Origin of the sequence: Enterococcus sp. 1001283B150225_161107_E12 (genome assembly GCF_015556925.1) — a bacterium.
In the GTDB taxonomy this organism is placed as follows: Bacteria; Bacillota; Bacilli; order Lactobacillales; family Enterococcaceae; genus Enterococcus_B; species Enterococcus_B mundtii.
Window position 1 is genome coordinate 73,514 of record NZ_JADNNI010000007.1, and the last position, 20,470, is coordinate 93,983.

22 protein-coding genes and 2 pseudogenes are annotated in these 20,470 nt (G+C 39.8%); 19 read left to right on the forward strand and 5 right to left on the reverse strand.

The window, feature by feature from the left end:
- Positions 1-48 precede the first annotated feature (48 nt).
- On the forward strand, positions 49-570 hold the full coding sequence (locus I2F89_RS07355) for an RNA polymerase sigma factor (RefSeq protein WP_108173526.1): 522 nt from the start codon (positions 49-51) through the stop codon (positions 568-570).
- An 18-nt stretch (positions 571-588) separates the two neighbouring features.
- Entirely contained in the window at positions 589-1,455 is an 867-nt protein-coding gene (locus I2F89_RS07360; protein ID WP_108173525.1) for an RsiV family protein, read from the forward strand.
- 149 nt (positions 1,456-1,604) lie between these two features.
- Here I2F89_RS07360 and I2F89_RS07365 read toward each other — a convergent pair whose 3' ends face one another.
- Genes I2F89_RS07365 through I2F89_RS07375 form a run of 3 tightly spaced genes read right to left on the reverse strand, consistent with a single transcriptional unit; the run spans position 1,605 to position 3,724 of the window.
- Positions 1,605-1,844, reverse strand: a complete 240-nt coding sequence (locus I2F89_RS07365) for a hypothetical protein (RefSeq protein ID WP_074801613.1) — start codon at positions 1,842-1,844, stop codon at positions 1,605-1,607.
- Between the two features lie 16 nt (positions 1,845-1,860).
- Entirely contained in the window at positions 1,861-2,370 is a 510-nt protein-coding gene (locus tag I2F89_RS07370; RefSeq protein ID WP_195514011.1) for a hypothetical protein, read from the reverse strand.
- Complete coding sequence (locus I2F89_RS07375) at positions 2,333-3,724, reverse strand: Y-family DNA polymerase (RefSeq protein WP_195514014.1); 1,392 nt, start codon at positions 3,722-3,724, stop codon at positions 2,333-2,335. Before I2F89_RS07375 ends, I2F89_RS07370 begins: the two co-directional genes overlap by 38 nt.
- A 551-nt stretch (positions 3,725-4,275) precedes the next feature.
- Between I2F89_RS07375 and aroF the strand changes: the two genes are divergently transcribed.
- From aroF to I2F89_RS07425, 10 genes and pseudogenes are all read left to right on the forward strand, one after another.
- Positions 4,276-5,295, forward strand: coding sequence for a 3-deoxy-7-phosphoheptulonate synthase (aroF, locus tag I2F89_RS07380; RefSeq protein WP_066025183.1), 1,020 nt, complete (start codon positions 4,276-4,278; stop codon positions 5,293-5,295).
- A gap of 14 nt (positions 5,296-5,309) precedes the next feature.
- The gene (gene aroB, locus I2F89_RS07385) at positions 5,310-6,374 is read left to right on the forward strand and encodes a 3-dehydroquinate synthase (RefSeq protein WP_195514015.1); all 1,065 of its coding nucleotides are present in this window, start codon (positions 5,310-5,312) and stop codon (positions 6,372-6,374) included.
- Positions 6,375-7,541 carry a chorismate synthase gene (gene aroC / locus I2F89_RS07390; RefSeq protein ID WP_010736270.1) on the forward strand — a complete coding sequence of 389 codons (1,167 nt, stop codon included), beginning with the start codon at positions 6,375-6,377 and terminating at the stop codon, positions 7,539-7,541.
- Positions 7,542-7,554: 13 nt separating this feature from the next.
- Positions 7,555-8,634, forward strand: a complete 1,080-nt coding sequence (locus tag I2F89_RS07395) for a prephenate dehydrogenase (RefSeq protein ID WP_074801597.1) — start codon at positions 7,555-7,557, stop codon at positions 8,632-8,634.
- A 4-nt stretch (positions 8,635-8,638) separates the two neighbouring features.
- Entirely contained in the window at positions 8,639-9,922 is a 1,284-nt protein-coding gene (gene aroA, locus I2F89_RS07400) for a 3-phosphoshikimate 1-carboxyvinyltransferase (RefSeq protein WP_195514017.1), read from the forward strand.
- Positions 9,922-10,428: a shikimate kinase gene (locus tag I2F89_RS07405; RefSeq protein WP_195514019.1), complete on the forward strand. Its 507-nt coding sequence runs from the start codon at positions 9,922-9,924 to the stop codon at positions 10,426-10,428. Before aroA ends, I2F89_RS07405 begins: the two co-directional genes overlap by 1 nt.
- On the forward strand, positions 10,425-11,291 hold the full coding sequence (gene pheA, locus I2F89_RS07410; protein ID WP_074801588.1) for a prephenate dehydratase: 867 nt from the start codon (positions 10,425-10,427) through the stop codon (positions 11,289-11,291). Before I2F89_RS07405 ends, pheA begins: the two co-directional genes overlap by 4 nt.
- A gap of 197 nt (positions 11,292-11,488) precedes the next feature.
- Positions 11,489-11,644, forward strand: a pseudogene (locus tag I2F89_RS15485) (type II toxin-antitoxin system HicA family toxin); the annotation flags it as partial.
- Positions 11,645-11,684: 40 nt separating this feature from the next.
- Positions 11,685-12,140, forward strand: coding sequence for a type II toxin-antitoxin system HicB family antitoxin (locus tag I2F89_RS07420; protein WP_195514021.1), 456 nt, complete (start codon positions 11,685-11,687; stop codon positions 12,138-12,140).
- Between the two features lie 124 nt (positions 12,141-12,264).
- Positions 12,265-12,774, forward strand: a complete 510-nt coding sequence (locus I2F89_RS07425) for a type 1 glutamine amidotransferase domain-containing protein (protein WP_086334324.1) — start codon at positions 12,265-12,267, stop codon at positions 12,772-12,774.
- Between the two features lie 270 nt (positions 12,775-13,044).
- Here I2F89_RS07425 and I2F89_RS07430 read toward each other — a convergent pair whose 3' ends face one another.
- Together I2F89_RS07430 and I2F89_RS07435 are read right to left on the reverse strand one after the other, a co-directional pair.
- Positions 13,045-14,211: a galactokinase gene (locus tag I2F89_RS07430; protein WP_086334325.1), complete on the reverse strand. Its 1,167-nt coding sequence runs from the start codon at positions 14,209-14,211 to the stop codon at positions 13,045-13,047.
- Positions 14,208-15,248: an aldose epimerase family protein gene (locus tag I2F89_RS07435; protein WP_195514023.1), complete on the reverse strand. Its 1,041-nt coding sequence runs from the start codon at positions 15,246-15,248 to the stop codon at positions 14,208-14,210. Before I2F89_RS07435 ends, I2F89_RS07430 begins: the two co-directional genes overlap by 4 nt.
- Before the next feature lie 227 nt (positions 15,249-15,475).
- On the opposite strand from I2F89_RS07435, the gene I2F89_RS07440 reads away from it, so the two are divergent.
- The 7 genes and pseudogenes from I2F89_RS07440 to I2F89_RS15490 form a co-directional block, all read left to right on the forward strand.
- The gene (locus tag I2F89_RS07440; RefSeq protein WP_010736261.1) at positions 15,476-16,381 is read left to right on the forward strand and encodes an AraC family transcriptional regulator; all 906 of its coding nucleotides are present in this window, start codon (positions 15,476-15,478) and stop codon (positions 16,379-16,381) included.
- 68 nt (positions 16,382-16,449) lie between these two features.
- Positions 16,450-17,127, forward strand: coding sequence for an NAD(P)H-dependent oxidoreductase (locus I2F89_RS07445; RefSeq protein WP_195514025.1), 678 nt, complete (start codon positions 16,450-16,452; stop codon positions 17,125-17,127).
- The gene (locus I2F89_RS07450) at positions 17,127-17,294 is read left to right on the forward strand and encodes a hypothetical protein (RefSeq protein ID WP_176285257.1); all 168 of its coding nucleotides are present in this window, start codon (positions 17,127-17,129) and stop codon (positions 17,292-17,294) included. Before I2F89_RS07445 ends, I2F89_RS07450 begins: the two co-directional genes overlap by 1 nt.
- A gap of 118 nt (positions 17,295-17,412) precedes the next feature.
- On the forward strand, positions 17,413-18,312 hold the full coding sequence (locus I2F89_RS07455) for a LysM peptidoglycan-binding domain-containing protein (RefSeq protein WP_062805658.1): 900 nt from the start codon (positions 17,413-17,415) through the stop codon (positions 18,310-18,312).
- Between the two features lie 188 nt (positions 18,313-18,500).
- A complete protein-coding gene (locus tag I2F89_RS07460) occupies positions 18,501-19,208 on the forward strand; it encodes a GntR family transcriptional regulator (RefSeq protein ID WP_115357299.1) in 708 nt (235 codons plus the stop codon).
- Positions 19,209-19,901: 693 nt separating this feature from the next.
- A complete protein-coding gene (mazE, locus tag I2F89_RS07465) occupies positions 19,902-20,129 on the forward strand; it encodes a type II toxin-antitoxin system PemI/MazE family antitoxin (protein ID WP_229078064.1) in 228 nt (75 codons plus the stop codon).
- Positions 20,130-20,175: 46 nt separating this feature from the next.
- Positions 20,176-20,415: pseudogene (locus I2F89_RS15490) on the forward strand (type II toxin-antitoxin system PemK/MazF family toxin); the annotation flags it as partial.
- Positions 20,416-20,470 lie beyond the last annotated feature (55 nt).

The following is a 20,470-nucleotide window of genomic DNA, read 5'->3' on the forward strand; positions in this document are numbered from 1 at the left end:
TATTTGAGGTGAAACAATCAATGCAAATCATTTTTCTGAGAGAGGGAGGTGTCTAATATTTTTAATCGGATCGCAAAAAAGCATCGAGTCAAATATTATGAATCTCAGTTAGAACAGTTGATTGAGACACAATATCAAAAAATGTATCGGATCGCTTATAGTTATACACACAGTTCGGAGGATGCACTAGATGTTATCCAAGATAGCTTTCAAAAGGCGTTGATGGATTTCTCAAAGGTAAAGAAGATTGATCATTTTCAAGCTTGGTTTTATAAGATCTTAGTCCGAACAGCAATTGATCATTGGCGTAAGAATAAACGAATGCCTTTGAATTTTGAATTGGAAGACGGTCCAGGACTTGAATTCATCGATTTTCAAAATGATGTTTCTTACATGGAATTACGAGAATTATTGAGCCAAACGCCTAGCCCAGAACGCGAGATCATTATCTTGAAATTTTTTGAGGGATTTACATTGAAAGAAATTGCGCATATTTTAAATTTAAATGAAAATACCGTGAAAACAAAAATGTATCGCTCGCTAGATAATTACAAAGAAATTTTAAAATAAAGGAGAGTGAATAGCGAAATGGGAGGAACAAAGAAAAAAATAAGTATGATGAATCAGGCGTATCAAGCGGGTGAAATCCCTGAACAACTAGAAGAAGAACTTTTTAAGCGTTTTGTGATTGCAAAGAAAAAAGTGAAAGTGAAACGACAAGTGAAAAAAGCTAGTCGTATCAGCTTGGGGATCGCCTGTTCAGCACTTATTTTGTTCGCAAGTGTTCAAAATAGAGACTTTCGCGTATGGGCGACAGAAATCCCTGTTCTCGGAGAGTTGGTTTCGATCATTACTGGTAAAACCTATTCATTCCAAGAAGAAAAAGCAGGTGTCTCGATTGCTGTACCAAAAATAATGGGGAAAGAAGAAATCCATGACCAGTTGAATCGAAAATATCTCGCAGAGGGACAACGAGCTTATGAGGAAGGAATGAAAGAAATCAAGAAAAACGGGCAACAGATTGATACAACAGGTGGATATCGCATATTGGTCAATGATGAGCGTTTTTTAGTGATTGATCGTTCAATCGAACAGACAATTGCGAGTACGCAAACGAACAATCAATTTGACACGTTAGATAAACAAAATGAGGTAATTGTGTCATTGCCTTTATTATTTAAAAATGATGATTATCTCATTGCTCTTTCAAAGGAAATTGAAGAACAGATGAAAAATCGTATGGAAAAAAATCCAGAATTAACTTATTTTGCTCTAGAGGATAATGGCTCATTTTTATTAAAAAAAGATCCTAGTTTTTATATCAATAAAGAACACCAGCTTGTTATCTTCTTTGATAAATACGAGGTAGCACCTGGTGCTATGGGGACACAAGAATTCATTATTGATACAAATAAAATCCAATCTTTATTGGCTGACCCAAACTATTTGAACTAAAGCTTTCAAACTTTACGAATAGAATCGTTCTTTGCTGAGAATAGTAGCATCAACCGGTAAAATCTTTTTTACATGTTTACCGGTTGACGCTTTTTAGGCTGAGAGAAATAACATTCAATAGTGGCCGAAGAATCCAATACTTGGCTGAACTACTCAACCGCTTGCTTGACGATTTCTTGCCAAAAATGAAAATATTCCTCTTCTAAATCGATCGAATCAAGTTCATCCCAAGCGATAAAGCCCTCGTTTACATAAAAGCCATCTTCTGTCATCTTTTTTTGAATCGTTCCTCGATAGTTTTCTCCCTTTTTTGTTTGGATCGTAATTTCTTGTTTGGCAATATAAGCAGTGATTATGACAGTCTCGAAATGATTCTTTACCATTGTCATCGGTAGCGCCTCCCTTTTATTCATTTTCCTCTTCAAAATATTGATAAAATTCATCTTTGATCAATTGCAGTTCAGCTTGTTGCTTTGGCTTGTTCCAATCGATTGATCGGGAAATTTGTTCGTCATATGTCTTGTTGGTACTAAACTCAAACCATTTTATTTCTTGTTTCAACCCAACGTGACGAATGTTCTCCCAGAGAATATGGTACTGGTCAATCGTCAGATATTCTTCATCACATTCACCTAAGAAAACGCCCTCGATATTTTCTCTATATCGACCAAATTCATCTTTTGTGTTTAATTGGATGGTCACTTTTTGTCGGTAGAGAAAGGACTGTAATAGTACTTGGTCGATTTCCTCTCTCGTCATTTGCGATTGGGGAGAGAGGTCTTTTAAGGCGGCTGCTGCATTTACTTCGATCCCTTTCACTAGTTCATCCATGGCAAAAGCGGTTCCCCATTTCAAGCCAAAGGGGCGATCGCGGTATTCATTGTAATCGAGAAATTCTTTTTTCGTGCGTCGCATGTCCTTCACCTTCAATACCAGCCATTCCGCCAGCATGACCGCCTACAAGCGAACTGCGGGCGATTGCTCGACCACCTTCCAGTAAACTATGTGCATGGACGATTGCTTTGAATCCATATTTTTGTCGAATCTTATCCACGACAAAGTCAATCTTTGCCGCATTGACTTGCTCTTTAGGATCATCGAATAGATTCAATTGCAAGCCAGTCGCATAAACTAAACGAGAACAATTGACGCCGATACTTCGAATATCTTGCCGTTGATAATGTCGATCAAAAATCATCAATAGTGCTTCTGCTAAGACATGACTGGCGTTGGTCGGCTCGATTTTCATCTGTTGGTGAAACCCGGTTTTTCCTGAAACATCTGTGTAGCCTAAAGAAAAACCGACCCATAGACTAACTACTTGTGCTTTTGCTTCTTCTCGACGTAAGCGTGTGCCTACTTGATCCGCCATTTCCTTGATCACGATTTCAATCTCTTCTCGGTGGGTATAGTCCTTATTGAGGATTTGACTATTTCCGATGCTTTTTGATTTAGGGGTGTAGACTTCACCAAGAAAGCTTCGATCGATTCCCCAGGCATGAGCATAAAGTTGTGTACCAATTACCCCCATTGCACTTTTTAAACGATAGTAATCCGCATGTGCAAGCTCATAGATGCTATGGATGTTCATTTTATTTAAACGAATCGCTGTTTTTCGACCGATCCCCCAAAAATCTGTCAGCTGAGGAATCCGCCAAAGTTTTTCAGGGACGTCTTCATAACGCCATTCGGCGATCATGTCTCGGGTATCCTTGGCTTCATTATCCAGAGCTAATTTTGCCAATAGTGGATTATCACCGATACCGATCGTGGTATAGATCCCTGTTTGATCATAAACGTCTTGACGAATCTTTTTTGCAAGTGCCCGGGCATCAGGAGCATCGAACAAATTCAAACTATTTGTGATATCCAAAAAACTTTCGTCGACCGAATAGACATGATGGTTACTTTCGTCTGCATAGGTTTTATAAATCGCATTGATTTCTTTGTTCTTCTCCATATAATAAGCCATTCGTGGTGGGGCAATATATAAATCACTGGGATAAGGAAAGGGCAAATCACGCGCACGACTGATATTCGTGATCCCGTAGGCTTTTTTTGCAGCTGGACTAGAGGCAAGGATCAACCCGCTACCACGTTCTTCCCATGAATTTCCGGGATACGACATAACAACTAGTTTGGTTGTTAAAGGGTCTAATCCAAGTGAGACACATTCAACAGAAGCATAGAACGACTTACAATCAATACATAAAATATCTCTAGAAGGTTCTTTATGATAGTCAAATACAGGATTTTGATTTTTAAACATAACAGTCACCTCTTCTACATGATTAGAACACATGTTCGTGTTTTTTGTCAACGAAAAATCAACAGGAACTTTAAAAAAACATCGGTCTTCTAAAGGATCATTGGCATAAAGAGAAAAAGATTTGAAAAAGTAGTTGACTTATTTCAGAAAGAAATCTATACTTAAACCAATCTTAAATCAGTTTGGAGCGATTTCTTATGAAAATCACATTGAATTCACAACTGAATACGTATTACTTTAGCTATTTTAGATAGGTTTGTATTCATGACATTCATGGGTGCAAACACAACGTTTGTATCTATGATGGCTAAGGATGTTTGAGATGACTTGTCCGCCACATAGATGAAAATCTATAGTGGCTTTTTTGTTAGAATTGGTGAAGGCCCACTGTAGATTTGTCTACGGCGGGCTTTTTTTATACCTAACGAAAGGAGAACCACATCAGTTCATTTTCCAACGAGTTATTTTAAGTAAACAACGAACGATTTTCCATTGTCGATCAAGTGTTCAAACAGTGATAAAAAAATAAAAATAAAAAAGGATGTTATCTTATGATTTTAATTATTAAACCAGGAATTGAAGTAAACCAACTAGAACCAGTACTTTCACGTATCAAGGAAGAGGGCTTGGACGTCCAGATCAACCATGGCAAAGATCGTCTTGTTTTAGGATTGATCGGTGATCCAAAAATTATCCAAGGTGTACCATTTGAAAGATACGACATGGTGGAGCGTGCAGTAAAAATCTCTAATACGTACAAACTGACTTCTCGAGAATTTCATCCGCAAGATACAGTCGTTGATGTGGATGGTTTGAAAATCGGTGATGGTAGTTTTGTGACGATGGCTGGTCCTTGTTCGGTAGAAGGCGAAGAACAAATCATGGAAACTGCTCGTATGGCGAAAGCTGGTGGGGCAACGGTCCTACGTGGAGGAGCCTACAAACCTAGAACGTCACCATACGCTTTCCAAGGATTAGGAGAAGAAGGACTGAAAATGATGCGTAAAGCAGCGGATCATTACGGCTTAAAAGTCATTACTGAAGTCATGGATGAAGCCCATATCGATGTCGTTTGCGAATACACAGATATCATTCAGATCGGTGCCAGAAATATGCAAAACTTTCGTCTATTAGAAGCAGTTGGGAAAACAGGAAAACCAATTGGCTTGAAACGCGGGATTTCAGGGACGATCGAAGAATGGTTGAATGCGGCGGAATACATTGCGGTACAAAACAACCCAAACATCATCTTTATCGAACGTGGTATTCGTACTTACGAAACAGCGACACGTAATACCTTCGATCTAAGTGCTGTACCGATCATCAAAAAATTAAGTCATTTCCCGATCATCGTTGACCCAAGTCATGGTACAGGGGTTTGGGATCTCGTATCACCAATGGCAAGAGCTGGTGTTGCTAGTGGCGCAGATGGGATGATCGTAGAGATCCATCCTGATCCAATCCACGCATGGTCAGATGGACAGCAATCATTGAATGAAAAGAACTACCTAAGAATGATGGAAGAAGTCGAGATTTTAGTTGAAGCAATGAATAAAATCAAAGCCTTATAGAAAAGAGGAGCGTCATGTTAGAAGTTGTCTTACCAGAAAAAAGCTATGAGATCATCATTGAACGAAATGCACTCGATCATGTGTCTGAGTGGATCGAAGGAATCTGGAAAAATAAAAAAATCGCGATTATCAGTGATACGAATGTTTTTCCGATATACGGCGAAAAAATTTGTCAACAGTTGCGGGCAAGCTACGAAGTCGTCCATTATGTTGTTCCAGCTGGGGAGAGCAGCAAATCATTCGACATGGCAGCTCACCTCTATGCGTTTTTAGCAGAAGAACAATTTACGCGTAGTGATGCGGTGATTGCGCTTGGAGGGGGAGTGATCGGCGATTTAGCCAGCTTCGTTGCTTCCACCTATATGCGAGGGATTTCATTTGTCCAGATCCCGACTTCCCTACTGGCACAGGTCGATTCAAGCATTGGAGGAAAAACAGCAATCAATGCACCCATGGCGAAAAATATGATTGGAACATTTGCACAACCAGATGGGGTATTGATCGATCCAGAGACGTTAACCACTTTATCAGAGCGTAGAATCCAAGAAGGGATTGCTGAGATCATCAAGTGTGGCGCAATCAGTGATGAAACGCTATGGCAAGAACTGGCAAGTTTAACAGGAGTTGCCGATCTACTAGCGAATAGCGAAAAAATCATTGAAAAAGCCTTGCGAGTGAAGAAAAAGGTCGTGGAAGAAGATCAATTCGATAACGGGAATCGCTTGTTACTGAACTTTGGCCACACGATCGGTCATGCGATCGAGAACACTGCGGGTTATGGTCAGATCAGTCATGGCGAAGCCGTAGCGATCGGTATGGTGCAAATCACCAAACAAGCCGAAAAGATGGGACAATCACCAGTGGGTATCACTGCGCAATTGATCCAAATGATCGAAAAGTATCAGTTACCGATCAAGTACCAACCTTGGGAGGAGCAATCCCTTTATGATGCGATCACCCACGATAAAAAGGCACGTGGAAAGACATTGAAAATTATTTTATTAGATAAAATCGGACAAGCAAGAATCCAAGAAATTCCGCTTGAGTCCGTGAAAGAGTATTTAAAGGAGGGGAACTAAATGCGTTTTTTAACAGCAGGAGAATCTCATGGTCCACAGTTAACTGCCATTATTGAAGGTATCCCGGCAGGTTTAGAAGTTTCACTTGAAAAAATCAATGAAGATCTTGCGAGGCGACAAGGGGGTTACGGTCGTGGTGGCAGAATGAAGATCGAGAAAGATCGTGTCCAAATCACCTCAGGTATTCGACATGGTAAAACGCTTGGTTCGCCAATCACAATGATCGTGGAGAATAAAGACTGGAAGAATTGGCAGACGGTGATGTCAGTCGAGCCAATCGAAGAAAAACATGTCACACGTCGTCGAGTAGCCAAACCTCGTCCAGGACATGCGGATCTAGTTGGTGGAATGAAATACCAACATCAAGATCTTAGGAATGTGTTAGAACGGTCTTCAGCTAGAGAAACGACCATGCGTGTAGCAATCGGCTCTTTAGCAAAACAGATCCTAGCAGCACTAGATATTGAAATTGCCAGTCACGTAGCAGTTCTTGGAGGGGTCAAAGCAACGATTCCTGAAGTGCTACCTGTGGCGGTGATCAAGGAAAAAACAACGATCTCCGAAGTCAATATGGTAGACCTTGAGATCGAAGAACAAGTCAAAACATTGATCGATGAGACGAAAAAAGCAGGTGATACCTTAGGTGGTGTCGTCGAAGTCCGGGTTGAAAATGTACCGGCTGGTTTGGGTAGTTATGTCCAATGGGATAAAAAATTAGATGGAAAATTAGCACAAGCCATGCTGAGTATCAATGCCTTCAAAGGGGTAGAATTTGGGATCGGTTTTGATGCAGCGACTTTACCAGGTTCTAAAGTCATGGATGAAATCACCTGGGATCAAGAACAAGGCTACCGCCGGACAACCAATCATTTAGGTGGATTTGAAGGTGGGATGACAAATGGGGAACAAATCATCGTTCGTGGTGTGATGAAACCGATCCCTACACTTTACAAGCCGTTGATGAGTGTGGATATCGACACGAAAGAAGCCTATAAAGCAAGTGTCGAACGTTCCGACAGTACCGCTGTACCAGCAGCTTCTGTGGTGGCTGAACACGTCATTGCAACAGCACTTGCCGTGGAGATCCTTGAACATTTCCCAGCGGATAACATGAGTGAGCTGAAAAAATCTGTTGCCAGTCATCGGCAGATGATCCAAGACTTTTAGTGAGGAGACTGATATGAAGAAAAAGGTATTTGTCTTAGGTTTAGGTCTGATTGGTGCTTCGCTTTGCCGAGCCATCAAAGGATCGAATGTGACTCTTTATGGATGGGATCATTCAGCAGAAACAAGAAAAATTGCAGAAGAAGTCCAATTAGTGGATCATCTGGTGTCTGGGATCGAAGAAGCAAGTCAAATGGATGTCATTTTATTAGCGGTTCCTGTACAAGTTAGTTTGGACTATTTGCAACAATTAGCGACACTTCCGCTAAAGGAAACTGTATTGGTCAGTGATACTGGCAGTACGAAAGCAGCAATCATGACAGCGGCTAAGGAATTACCTTTTACTTTTATTGGTGGACACCCAATGGCAGGCTCGCATAAATCTGGAGTCAAAGCCGGCAATCCCAATTTGTTCGAGGAAGCTTATTATATATTGACCAATGATCATGAGAGTGATCGTGTAGCTGAACTGATGGAACTATTAGAACCGACTCGAGCAAAATTTGTGTTGATGGAAGCCAAAAATCATGACGAGATTGTGGGTGTTTTAAGCCATTTGCCTCATATCGTGGCTGCTGGTTTAGTGCAAACCAGTGAGGAACTCAATCAGAAACATCCAAGAGCATCCCAACTTGCCGCCGGAGGATTTCGGGATATTACCCGAATTGCTTCCTCCGACCCCAAAATGTGGACAGATATTTTATTGACAAATCAAGAAATCATGCTCTCCTTACTAGCAGAATGGCAATCCTCCATGGAAACATTGAAAACACAACTTGCGAAAAATGATGAAGATGCCATTTATCGATTTTTTGCACAAGCGAAGCAGACAAGAGATCAGTTGCCGAAGAAACGACAAGGAACGATTCCAGCATTCTATGATCTATACGTTGATATTCCGGATATTTCCGGTGCAGTTGCTAAGGTAACAACGGCTTTGAGCCAAGCCGATATTTCAATCATCAATCTAAAAATACAAGAAACTAGAGAAGATATTTTCGGAGTCCTTGAACTGTCCTTCAAAAATCAAACCGATTTAGAAAAAGGACAAGCATTGATTCAAGCGGAAAATTTTCACTGTTGGATCAGGAGTTGAGACAATGAAATTACTTAACGCGACACATGGAATCAAAGGTGAGCTAACGGTTCCAGCAGATAAGTCGATTTCTCATCGCAGCATCATGTTTGGTGCAATCAGTCATGGAAAAACGACGATAACGAACTTTTTAAAAGCAGAAGATTGCTTGAGTACGATGTCCATATTTAAACAATTAGGTGTGAGAATAGAAGAGGAAGAAGAGAAAATCCATGTTTATGGTCATGGCGTAGAGGGATTACAAACACCCACAGAACGTTTAGATGCAGGTAATTCTGGTACAACGATCCGTTTACTTTTAGGGATTTTAGCTGGAAGTAAGATTTCGGCAGAAGTGTCTGGAGATGACTCGTTGAATCGTCGCCCGATGGGGAGAGTGATGAATCCTTTACGTGAAATGGGTGCGGATCTTAAAGGGATCGAACATCCAGATCTACCACCTTTACGAGTGACTGGTGGGCCTTTGAAACCAATCGAATATGAGATGCCGATTGCCAGTGCGCAAGTCAAATCAGCGATTTTATTCGCGGCACTTCAAGCAGATGGTGAGACAACGATCATCGAAAAAGAACGCTCACGGAATCATACAGAAGAAATGATCAAACAATTTGGTGGAGAGATAAGAGTAGAAGATAAAGTGATCACACTTACTGGCGGACAACGGTTAGTTGGACAAAACGTGGCGGTACCTGGGGATATTTCGTCAGCAGCTTTTTATCTAGTCGCAGCAAGTATTTTGCCAGATAGTGAAGTCTTATTGAAACAAGTAGGAATCAATCCAACACGAACAGGGATTTTAGATGTATTGATCGAAATGGGTGCTTCGATCCAAGAAATGCAGATCGATCAACAAAATCAAGCGGCTGACTTAATGGTACGTTCTGCCAACTTGCAGGCGTGTACGATCGAAGGAGAAATCATTCCTCGCTTGATCGATGAATTACCAATTTTGGCATTAGCTGCGACACAAGCACAAGGCACGACGATCATTCGGGACGCGCAAGAATTGAAAGTGAAAGAAACTAACCGAATCGATGCGACAGCGGAAGAATTGATAAAAATGGGCGCAAACATCGAAACAACAGATGATGGGCTGATCATTCATGGTCCAACACCTTTACATGGGGCAATTGTTGACAGTCATGGGGATCATCGCATTGGGATGATGTTACAGATTGCCGCATTATTGACCGATGAGCCAGTTGAATTGAACCATCCAGAAGCGGTAAATATTTCTTATCCTGGTTTCTTCACTGATCTAGCTGGTCTGATCAAGGAGAAAAACTAATGGCTGCGATTGTGCTGATTGGTTTTATGGGCGCCGGTAAAACAACGATCAGTCGCAAGCTTTCTATGCAGTTAAAGAAACCATTGATCGATATGGATACAAAACTAGTCGAGGAGTTTGGCTGTTCGATCAGTCAGTATTTTGAATTACATGGCGAAGCTGCCTTTCGACAGGAAGAAACGAAGCTATTGAAAAACTCGTTGCAAGAAGAAGCGATCATTGCGACAGGTGGTGGGGTTATCCTACAAGAAGAAAATCAACGACTGCTGACAGATCATCTGGTGGTTTACTTAAAAGCTGATCCCGATCTTTTAATCAAACGTATCCGCCAAGATCACAAACAAGCCCGTCCGTTGGCACTCGATAAAGATGATACAGAGTTAAAAGAATTATTTTTTTCGCGAAAAAAACACTATGAAACATTAGCAGATCTTACGATAGAAACAACTGGTAAATCACCAGCAGAAGTTGTCTCAAAAATCATAAAGCAGGTGATGAATCGATGAAAATTGGTTATCTAGGCCCAAAAGGTTCCTTCACATATAGTGCAGTAAAGAATTATTTCAACGAAGGCGATTGGTCTCCGTATCAAGCTTTAACAAATTTGATTGATGCCCAGATCAACGATGCGATCGATTATGCGATGGTACCGATTGAAAATTCCATCGAAGGTTCCGTATTGCCCACATTAGACCATGTCTATGAAACCTTACCAACGATCCAAGGAGAAATCGTTTTGCCCATCAAGCAACAATTGATGGTGCATCCTGAGCATCAACAGACGTGGCAAGAGGTAACAAAAATCTGTAGTCATCCGCAAGCGTTGGCACAATCGCAAGTATTTTTGAAGCAACAGTTCCCTGACGTGGAAATCGAGCAAATGGGTTCGACTGCCCAAGGTGCCCAACAAGTTGCCGAGCATCCTGAACAAAAAATCGCGGCAATCGGACCTAAAGAAGCTGCGGAACAGTTTGGTTTGACCATCGTTCAGCAAGATATTCAATCGATTCGCAACAATGAAACCCGTTTTTGGCTACTAGGTTCCTCACCGATGTCATCTAAGTTACCAGTCAGTACTTACAAAGCAACACTATTTGTAGACTTGCCAGAAAATCGCCCAGGTGCGTTATATCAAGTACTTGCGGTATTTGCAGAACAAAAACTTAATTTGACCAAAATCGAGTCTAGACCGCAAAAAACCTCGTTAGGTGAATACTTTTTCGTGATCGAAGTAGAGATTGAACAAGCAGATACAAAATTGAACGAAGCAATCAAACTACTGGAACAGCGAGCATTTCCAGTCCAATTGATTGGAGAATATCCAGTGTACCGTAGCCGTGAGAATAGTCAGTCGCTCCAAAGAAAATAAACCAAAGCAGCCAAACTTCGATAGCTGCTTTGGTTTATTTTTTGTTGGATAATTTTTCTTTGTTTATTTTATGATGGTAAATAGATATATATTAAGTTAACACGTATAGCACGTGTTTTTTCTTTTCTTCACGTGTCACACGTGTTAGTATAGATATGTCAGGAGGTATTGTAACAATGCCAATGACATAACAGGAAATGGTCAAACTCTTGATTTCCATAAGTGGGTTAAAAGTTAAAGGTGGAAAAGGTTCTCATATAAAAGTGAAACTACCAGGAGTAAATCGACCAATCATTGTTCCTTCCAAGCTACCTAGAGGGACAGAACATGCGATACTGAGGCAGGCAGGGTTAAAATCGCTCTGTTCCTGCTTCTTGAGAGAGGAGGAGAATCATGCTTGTTTCATATCCGGCATTATTCTATTTAGAAACAAGTGAAGGCTATGACTCGGGATTTTCTGTTTTCTTTCCAGATTTTCCGGAGATGGCTGGTACAAGCGGATCTGGCATTCCTGAAGCGCTCGAAAATGCCTCTGATTACTTAGGTATTCTTTTGGCGGCTGAGATAGAAGAAGACCGAACATTACCTGAACCATCTCTTATCAGTTCATTGTCACTTATAGAAAATAACCCTTTTAAAAGTGACTCCGAGTTCATATTAGAATATGATGCTGAAAAATCATTTATTTCAATGGTCTCTGTAGATCTAACAGAATATTTAGGCTCAGAGGAACCTATAAAAAAGACGTTAACGATTCCAAAATGGGCAGATAAGTTAGGTAAAGAAATGCATCTAAATTTTTCAAAGACATTGACCGAAGCCATAGTTCGTGAAAAACTAGGTGCTTAACTTTAAAAGAGAAACTATCATTTTTCTTTTAAATAAAATAAGTTATAAATCATAAACAGATGATTTGCACACTTTTCTGAAATCCTTTAGGCTAGAATCAAGCGATAAGAAAGGAAGAGGAAAAATGGCAAAAAAAATTGCAGCAATCGTAACTGATTTAGTCGAAGATATTGAGTTGACTTCACCAAAAGAAGCATTGGAAAATGCGGGGAATGAAGTGACAACGATTGGTTTTGAAGCAAACCAAACGATCAAAGGCAAAAAAGGTGGCGAGTTCACGATCGATCGCAGCATTGATGAAGTTTCTCCTGAAGATTTCGATGCGCTCTTGATCCCTGGAGGATTCTCACCGGATCAATTACGTAAGGACCAACGTTTTGTTGATTTCGTTACTTACTTCTTGAAAAATGACCAACCGTTATTTGCTATCTGTCATGGCCCACAATTGTTTATCCAAACCGGTCTAACAGAAGGTAGAACAATGACTGCCTATGACACTGTTCGTCCAGATGTGGCTTACGCTGGCGCGAATGTCAAAGATGAAGCAGTGGTGATCGATAATCAATTAATTACTAGCCGTACACCAGATGATTTGCCTGAGTTCAACAAAGCGATTGTTGAGATCTTAGGTTAAACGATTGAACACTTTGTAGAGTCGCAAGTCAGAATAGTGATATGAGGAATAAAGAATTTTAGAATGATTGGGACAGAAAGAATGCAAATACATTCTTTCTGTCTTTTTAACTGAAAAAGAAATTTATAATTAAAATAAGATTCAACTAATCAACAGCTGATTTTTACATTTTTTCAAAATTATTTAAACTAGATTCAAAATCATGATTCAATAAAATATGCGCCTGAGTTTGGTTGTTTGCCAAGCCCAGACGCATGTTTCTGTTTTTAACTAAATTTTCGTCGTACCGCTTCCGATATGTGCTACATAAAACTCTGGTTCATATCCTACAACCTCTAAATAACGTGCATGGACATTTTCTTTAAAGGCGGGGATTTCCTCTTCTTTGACTAGAGCGATGGCACAGCCGCCAAATCCTGCTCCTGTCATACGTGCGCCTAAAACACCAGGTTGTGCTTGTGCAGCATCTACAAGTGTATCTAATTCGATGCCTGTGACTTCGTAATCATGACGGAGTGAGTAATGAGAGTCATTCAATAATTGACCAAATGCTTCTAAGTTTCCTTGCTCTAATTCAGCTTTTGCTTTTAATGTTCGTTGATTTTCAGTGACTGCGTGACGTGCACGACGGATCAAGGTATCATCACCGATCAAGTCCGTATGCGCTTCGAAAGTCGCTTCATCTAATTCGCCTAAAGCTTTGATGTCCAGCTTCGTTTGTAGACGTTTCAAGGCTTCTTCACATTCACTGCGGCGTTCATTATACTTCGATTCTGCTAATTCACGTCGCTTATTCGTGTTCATGATAACCACAGCGTAGCCATCTAATTTAACTGGGACCATTTCATAGTGTAATGTATTCGTATCTAGCAAGATGGCATGGTCGATTTCTCCAAAGCCGATCGCAAATTGATCCATGATCCCTGAATTGACACCAATGAATTCATTTTCTACTTTTTTTCCAGTTTGAACGAGTGTCAAACGATCGATCGCTAAATCAAACAAATCTTCCAGAACAACCCCCACTAATAATTCTAACGAAGCACTGCTAGAAAGTCCGGCACCATTAGGGATCGTTCCTTCAATCACCAATTCAAAACCGCTCTCGATGGTATAGCCAGCTTCTTTTAGTTTCAAGATCATTCCTTTGACATAATTTGCCCAGTTGTCTTTTTTATCAAATGTCAGGTCATCAAGCGTGAATTCGATCACGCCGATTTCCTCAAAGTTTGTTGAGTAAACTAATACTTTGTTGTCTTCTCGACGTGCAGCAACGCCGTAAGTGCCATAAGTGATCGATGCAGGAAAAACGTGTCCACCGTTGTAGTCCGTGTGTTCACCGATCAAGTTGATTCGCCCAGGTGAAAAATAGTTTGTTGTTGGTTTTTCACCAAATAATTCATTGAATTTCGTTGTTAAATGTGCTGTTTTATTCATCTGTCTTGTTCCTCTCTTGCTTCAAGTTTGAATTCTGTAATCGTCTCAAATGGTGTTTCCGGTACCAAAGATATGTCGCCGAAAGAAGGGTAACGTTCTGCTCCTGGAGCGATTTGTGTTTCAAAAGTGATGCCGCCATGGTTCGCTAAACGTTGCCCGCGCATTTCAGGTGTATCTTCCCCAAAGTTGGCAGTGAAAATGACGATACTCGATGCATCCGTCCTGACGCTGACTTTGATTGTTTCATCTGGACTTAAAAGAGAAGCGGCTGTTTTATCTAAGCCTGTTTCCTTTAAGAAGAACGGATGATCGATTCCATCAAATAATTCTTTTTGTGGAAAGTCACTGGTGAAAACGGTCGTTAGTTTTGTTGGTGTTTGAAAATCAAACGGTGTTCCAGTCACTTCTATTTGTTCACCTGTCGGAATGCTATCTGGTCGTAAAGCAGCAAAGGCTTGACTGTTGACCCACAAAGTATGGTCATCGATTGGTTGCGTCACATCACCACTCAAGTTGAAATAAACATGATTGGTTGGGTTGAATAGTGTCAATTGATCACTGACTGCTTTCGTTGTGACACGCCAAATATTATCTTCTGTAAGGGTATAGCGAACTTCTACGGATAAATTCCCAGGAAAACCACGCTCTTTGTCGGGACTAGTCGTGGTAAAGATCACAGTGGCTTCTTGTTCGCCCTCAATGATTTCGTATTGCCAGATTTTTTCTTCAAAACTTGGCGCACTGCCATGTAAGGAGTGACCAGTTGCGGGATCGACAGGTAGTTGATACGTCTGGCCGTCGAGGGTGAATTTGCCTGCATCGATCCGCCCAGCAGTTCGTCCGATCGTTGCTCCGATAAAGGCATCTTTTTCGAGATACTCTTCTGCTGAATCAAAACCTAGAATCAACTCTCTATCCATGAATGTCAAACTGACGATCCGTGCGCCTAAATCAGTAACAGCGAGGGTCGTACCCTGTTGATTGGTTAAAGTAATCAAATGTGCAGATTGTCCAAATGTTTTTTTAGTAATGTCCATTTAAGTAGTCCTTTCTTGGTGCTGGATTAGTAGTTGGTGTAGGCGTAATTTATACCTAGTCAAATTAACTATACCATTAAATGAAGCGTTTACAATCAGGTAGTTACTATTTTTACCATTCAATCATATCAAAGAAGAGCACTTGCTTGAATGTATTTCTGTGAGCAGTATTTAACTTTTTGTTGCATCTATAGTAGAATAAAGAAAATACGAAAGAGGGTACGTCAATGGAAAAAGCGATTTTTTTGAAAAAAGAACATCAATCCATCTCACAAGAACTATACTTTGACTTTTGCGGTTTTTCTAAAACATTGCCCTTTCATTCATTTGGACCAGCTATTCGTCAAGATTACATTTTGCATATCGTGATGGAAGGAAAAGGAGTCTATCGCGTAAAAGATCAGCAATATCAATTAAAAAAAGGGGATCTTTTTTTGATTAGACCGGGTGATTCTACTTTTTATTTGGCGGATGGTGAAGATCCTTGGGTCTACTGTTGGATTTCCTTCGGTGGGGCAGTAGCCGATAAAATCATTCAACATTCTTTATTCAAAGATGATCAATACACGATGGTTTCTTCAGAAATTGCTAGATATGTGGAGATTATCTTGGCATGTATGAATTACTCGACAAAAAATCTAGTCGATGAGCTGCAATTAAATGCGTTGACGTATCAATTGCTCGCGCTCTTATTAGAAGATGGTGGCTATGTTCATTTAGGAGAACAAAAAAGTTATTCAGCCCTCGCTGTTGATGCGGTACAGTATATCGAAGAACATTACAGCGAGCGTTTGACTGTTGAGGAGATCGCAAAAAAATTATCCGTTAACCGAAGTCATCTCTCTCGTGTGTTCAAAAATCACATGGGGATCAGTATCAAAGAATATATGATCGGTGTTCGCATCAATCGGGCAGCGTTTCTCTTATCTCTGACGGAAGAATCCGTTGAAGCAATCGCTTATCAAGTCGGCTTCAATAGTTTGGTCGTATTTAGCCGCATGTTCAAGAAATTCACTGGTGAGACGGCGACAAACTATCGTAGACGAATGAATAACGAAAAGATCAAAGGAGTTTCCGCAGAACAATTAAAAAAGCAATTAGAAGAACAAGCCATCATTTCTTGGGCAACCTAAGACATAAAGGCATTGTTGACTGGGTTTTTCTTGGGATATGCTAGACTAGAAAACGGGAGGAAAAAGCTATGAAAACATTGATTATTGTCAGCCATCCGACAATTGATACATCGTTGAACCAACAGTTTTTTAAAGAAGCATCCAGCCAGCTATCGACTACTTGGCATCATCTAGAAGCTTGTTATCCAGATGGGAAAATTGATCTTCAAGCAGAACTTGCTTTATTGAAAGAGCATGACCGGATCATCTTCCAATTTCCTTTCTATTGGTATAGCGCGCCAGCCCATTTGAAAATGTGGCAAGACCAAGTGTTAGAAGCGGCAACAGCAGTCTTATCAGGTAAAGAATTAGGGATCGTCTTAACAACCGGCGTGAGTGAAAAAGAATACCAAGCAGGTGGGAAAGAAGAGTATACGATCTCGGAGTATTTGCGTCCGTATCAACGAATTGCCCATAAATTCCAGATGACCTTTTTGCCTCCGTTTGTTTTAGCACAGTTCATGTACTTAACTCAAGAACAACGGTTTGAACGCCTGATCAGTTATCAGCAATATCTCACATTAGTCGAAAAACCTTCACTGATCAATCGGATCGATTGGTTTATCGAACGATTTGCGCAAAATGAACGCATCAAGGAAAAAGCACCGATGAAGCAGCAGATGATCGAAACGATGTTAGAAGAAGCCAAAGAAAACATTGAAGATCTGACATTTATACTACAAGAGATGAAAGGAAGGACCTTATAATGGATCAATGGTTGACAGAACAATTAGCCGAATTGAGTACGCAAGCGGATTATGAGGGCAAAGCCTTACTTTATGAAATGTCACGCTTATTTGTCGAAATCAATGAACGGATCGAGCAGTTGCAAGGAGAAATCGATGGAGAATCTTGGAATCATCAAAAATGGTGATTTTTCTTCAGTAATAACAGAATAAAAAATGTTCATAACGCTTATTATTTGCTACAATGGAACTACAAGAAAGTTGGTAACGCTATTTTTTTTACAGAAATAACAGGTGGTGAATAAAATGAATGAAGAAAATGAACAGCGTGGCAATGTTCGATCAGCTCGAAGACAACAACAGAAACAAGCATCACGCATGCGTATGATGAAAATCGGTGCCGCTGTTGCAGTAGTCTTACTACTGGTTGGTGCAGGTACTGGATTATATCTCCATAGTAGAAACAATGCCAGTGAAAACTCGGTAGCAAAGACGAGTGAAACGACGCAATCGTCCACAGCTTCAACTACTGCTTCATCGGAAACTGAAGCAACACAAGAAAGTAGCGAAGCAACAGAACCTTCAGGAGCTATTTCTGAACAACTACAAGCAGTCGTTGCAGATTATTCGAAAAAAATCGAAGATAAAACCCCAGTGTTGATCGAAGAATACCAGGCAGAGATCCAAAACAATCAAGACGGTGTCAATGGTCTTTCGGTCATTGCCAATCGAAAAGCTAGAGAACTTCAAGCCTTATCGGATGAAGGAATCAGTAAATTAAGAGGGATGTACCAAGATGCTTCCAACAAAGAGGATATCGACCTAGATACCATGATCAATCAGCTATCTGCAAGTTACACGGCACAGGTCGCTCGGATCTCCGATATTTATCTGCGAACAAGTGCGGAACTTCAAGCAGCGACACCTAGTAGCGAATCTTCTTCGGAAGAGACGACACCTTCGACAGAAGCGACACCAGAAACAACAGAAACGTCGGAGTCACAAGCCAATCAGTACACGGCACAGTCCACAGAAGATACGAGCAATCAAGCCAATCAAGCAGCTACAACCGTTGTACGTGAAGGCGAAGGTCCAAATCAAATTGCGCAACGGACGGGTGTACCAGTTGAGACGATTTTGTCCTTGAATGGCATGACGATGGATGATTTCTTCTTTAACCCTGGTCAAGAATTACGTTTGAATTAGGATAATCAAGAAGAAAGATTCAACTTCAATTGATTAGATGAAGTCACAAAAATGGTTCTTTTTGCCAATTTTTGTGGCTTTTTTGTTCTAAATACGTTTCGTTCTCCACTGGCTCGTCATGAGTGGGTTGTGATTGGTTGTTTTTTTGTTAAGATAAAGAAGTGAATGTAACCGTAAAGGAGAATATCATGAAAAAACGAGAATTCATTGTCCAAGATTTATTGAGTAAAATCTATCAGGAAGAATTCAAAGATGGAAAATTACCGAATCAACGAAAACTAGCGGAAATCTATCATGTTTCTCGCTTTACGATCCAACAAGCGATCAAAAACCTAGAAGAAATCGGTATTGTCCGTGTCGTTCAAGGATCAGGCATCTTTATCCATGAGAAATGGGTCAAAAATCCCTTGATCTTCAATTCTTTGACACGTACCCCTTATGATCGAATCCATTCAAAAATGATCAGTTTAAACAAAGCACCAGCAACAGCTGATGAGCAAAAAATCTTTCAACTTGATGAAGGCGCCGAAGTTTGGACATTTGAACGTATTCGAATCGTTGATTATAAAATCGAGCAGTTAGAAATGTCAAAAATGCCGGTAGCAATGTTTCCCGACCTGTCCCAAGAAATCATCGAGCATTCCATCCAAAAATATGTGGAACAAAAAGGCTATCGGATTTCTCACTATATCACGAGTTATGACCCAATCACGACTTCCAAAGAACAATCAAAAATATTGCTATGTAAACGCGGTACACCAGCCATGCAAATCACGAACCGAGCTATATTAGAAGATGGACAAGTCTATGAATACAGCAGTATCATTGCCATCGACTACTCAGTGACTTACATCCGCCCCTTTGACCGTGAGATCCATCGGTCGAGGATTGATTGAGGGGTTGAGTAGGATCAAAATAGTTTAATGAAAAAACTTCTGTAAAAATATAGCTTTTTTGAAAGGTAAGGGAGAAAACATTAAAACGAATTAGTTGATAGTAATTGTGAAGAAAGCACTGATGAAACGTAAAACGAAATCATCAGTGCTTTCTTACAAATGCTTGATAAGTGAAGTAAGTTATATCTATTATTTATAATAGAAAATATAAAACACAAAAAAATAACTTACAATAAGTATGAACCAAATAAGTCTTTCAACTATTTGAGCTATTGTTGATTGATTGTATGTAAAGATAATACCAAATTTATAGTTTCTGTTACTACGTATAAAAAAACTCTGTAAACCTAGCGTGAGCATGATAAGTAACTTCATGATCAGATTCGATAGCTGATATGATTGATCGTTAGTTGTTAGGAAAAAAGTATACAAAGTTAAAAGTTGTAACAACCAAATAACTTGAATAAGTTTACTCCCAGCTTGGGTTTTATTCGACATAGATGTTCATTCTCCTTAAAATTATTATTGTGATTTAAGTTGATTATATGCCTTTTTTAAGTCAATATTCAATAAGTGTTTAATGAGAATGTGGCATTAAATAAAAGATTAAGAAGGTCTGAGACACTCTATTGATTTATTTTTGTATTAGTATCTTTTACGTTGTAAAATTTATTTTGTGAGGAGTGATAAATGATGTTTAATGTAAAAGCTCGTAAAGTAGGGAATTCTATCTATATTTCAATTCCTAGACAGTATCAGGTTGAAGCTGGATCAGAATATGTCGTATATAAATCTAAGAATGGAGGATTAATATTCACACCAAAAATAGAAAATCCATTTTTATTGGATGAACCATTTCAAAAGGATGAAGATGAGGTATGGCAAACAATAGCAAAAGAGGAGATTGGGAAAAATGTATGAACCTCAACAAGGTGATTTGATCTGACTTAATTCTACGCCTTCTTTTGGCAGGGAAATAAGAGGGAAGCACCCAGCTTTAGTTGTTTCCTCAAATGCTTACAATAAAAAAACGAACTATATTATTGTCTGTCCGGTAACGACTGGGGGAAACAACTTTTCTGGGTATGTTTCTTTGAATGATTACAAGATACGTGGAAGAGTGAACTCAACACAAATTCATATAAGAGAAGACGATTTTCTTCAAGTCAAACAGATTTTAGATTATTCTTTAGAAATTGATTTTTGAGAATTATGTTTTACATAAAAAGCTACTAAGGTTTACACGTGTATTCATTATTGTA

What these genes read in the sequence shown, in the direction of transcription:
- I2F89_RS07360 (WP_108173525.1), top strand. Translation starts at nt 589, where the DNA reads ATGGGAGGAACAAAGAAAAAAATAAGTATGATGAATCAGGCGTATCAA.
- I2F89_RS07365 (WP_074801613.1), bottom strand. Translation starts at nt 1,844, where the DNA reads ATGACAATGGTAAAGAATCATTTCGAGACTGTCATAATCACTGCTTAT.
- I2F89_RS07370 (WP_195514011.1), bottom strand. Translation starts at nt 2,370, where the DNA reads ATGCGACGCACGAAAAAAGAATTTCTCGATTACAATGAATACCGCGAT.
- I2F89_RS07375 (WP_195514014.1), bottom strand. Translation starts at nt 3,724, where the DNA reads ATGTTTAAAAATCAAAATCCTGTATTTGACTATCATAAAGAACCTTCT.
- aroF (WP_066025183.1), top strand. Translation starts at nt 4,276, where the DNA reads ATGATTTTAATTATTAAACCAGGAATTGAAGTAAACCAACTAGAACCA.
- aroB (WP_195514015.1), top strand. Translation starts at nt 5,310, where the DNA reads ATGTTAGAAGTTGTCTTACCAGAAAAAAGCTATGAGATCATCATTGAA.
- aroC (WP_010736270.1), top strand. Translation starts at nt 6,375, where the DNA reads ATGCGTTTTTTAACAGCAGGAGAATCTCATGGTCCACAGTTAACTGCC.
- I2F89_RS07395 (WP_074801597.1), top strand. Translation starts at nt 7,555, where the DNA reads ATGAAGAAAAAGGTATTTGTCTTAGGTTTAGGTCTGATTGGTGCTTCG.
- aroA (WP_195514017.1), top strand. Translation starts at nt 8,639, where the DNA reads ATGAAATTACTTAACGCGACACATGGAATCAAAGGTGAGCTAACGGTT.
- I2F89_RS07405 (WP_195514019.1), top strand. Translation starts at nt 9,922, where the DNA reads ATGGCTGCGATTGTGCTGATTGGTTTTATGGGCGCCGGTAAAACAACG.
- pheA (WP_074801588.1), top strand. Translation starts at nt 10,425, where the DNA reads ATGAAAATTGGTTATCTAGGCCCAAAAGGTTCCTTCACATATAGTGCA.
- I2F89_RS07420 (WP_195514021.1), top strand. Translation starts at nt 11,685, where the DNA reads ATGCTTGTTTCATATCCGGCATTATTCTATTTAGAAACAAGTGAAGGC.
- I2F89_RS07425 (WP_086334324.1), top strand. Translation starts at nt 12,265, where the DNA reads ATGGCAAAAAAAATTGCAGCAATCGTAACTGATTTAGTCGAAGATATT.
- I2F89_RS07430 (WP_086334325.1), bottom strand. Translation starts at nt 14,211, where the DNA reads ATGAATAAAACAGCACATTTAACAACGAAATTCAATGAATTATTTGGT.
- I2F89_RS07435 (WP_195514023.1), bottom strand. Translation starts at nt 15,248, where the DNA reads ATGGACATTACTAAAAAAACATTTGGACAATCTGCACATTTGATTACT.
- I2F89_RS07440 (WP_010736261.1), top strand. Translation starts at nt 15,476, where the DNA reads ATGGAAAAAGCGATTTTTTTGAAAAAAGAACATCAATCCATCTCACAA.
- I2F89_RS07445 (WP_195514025.1), top strand. Translation starts at nt 16,450, where the DNA reads ATGAAAACATTGATTATTGTCAGCCATCCGACAATTGATACATCGTTG.
- I2F89_RS07450 (WP_176285257.1), top strand. Translation starts at nt 17,127, where the DNA reads ATGGATCAATGGTTGACAGAACAATTAGCCGAATTGAGTACGCAAGCG.
- I2F89_RS07455 (WP_062805658.1), top strand. Translation starts at nt 17,413, where the DNA reads ATGAATGAAGAAAATGAACAGCGTGGCAATGTTCGATCAGCTCGAAGA.
- I2F89_RS07460 (WP_115357299.1), top strand. Translation starts at nt 18,501, where the DNA reads ATGAAAAAACGAGAATTCATTGTCCAAGATTTATTGAGTAAAATCTAT.
- mazE (WP_229078064.1), top strand. Translation starts at nt 19,902, where the DNA reads ATGTTTAATGTAAAAGCTCGTAAAGTAGGGAATTCTATCTATATTTCA.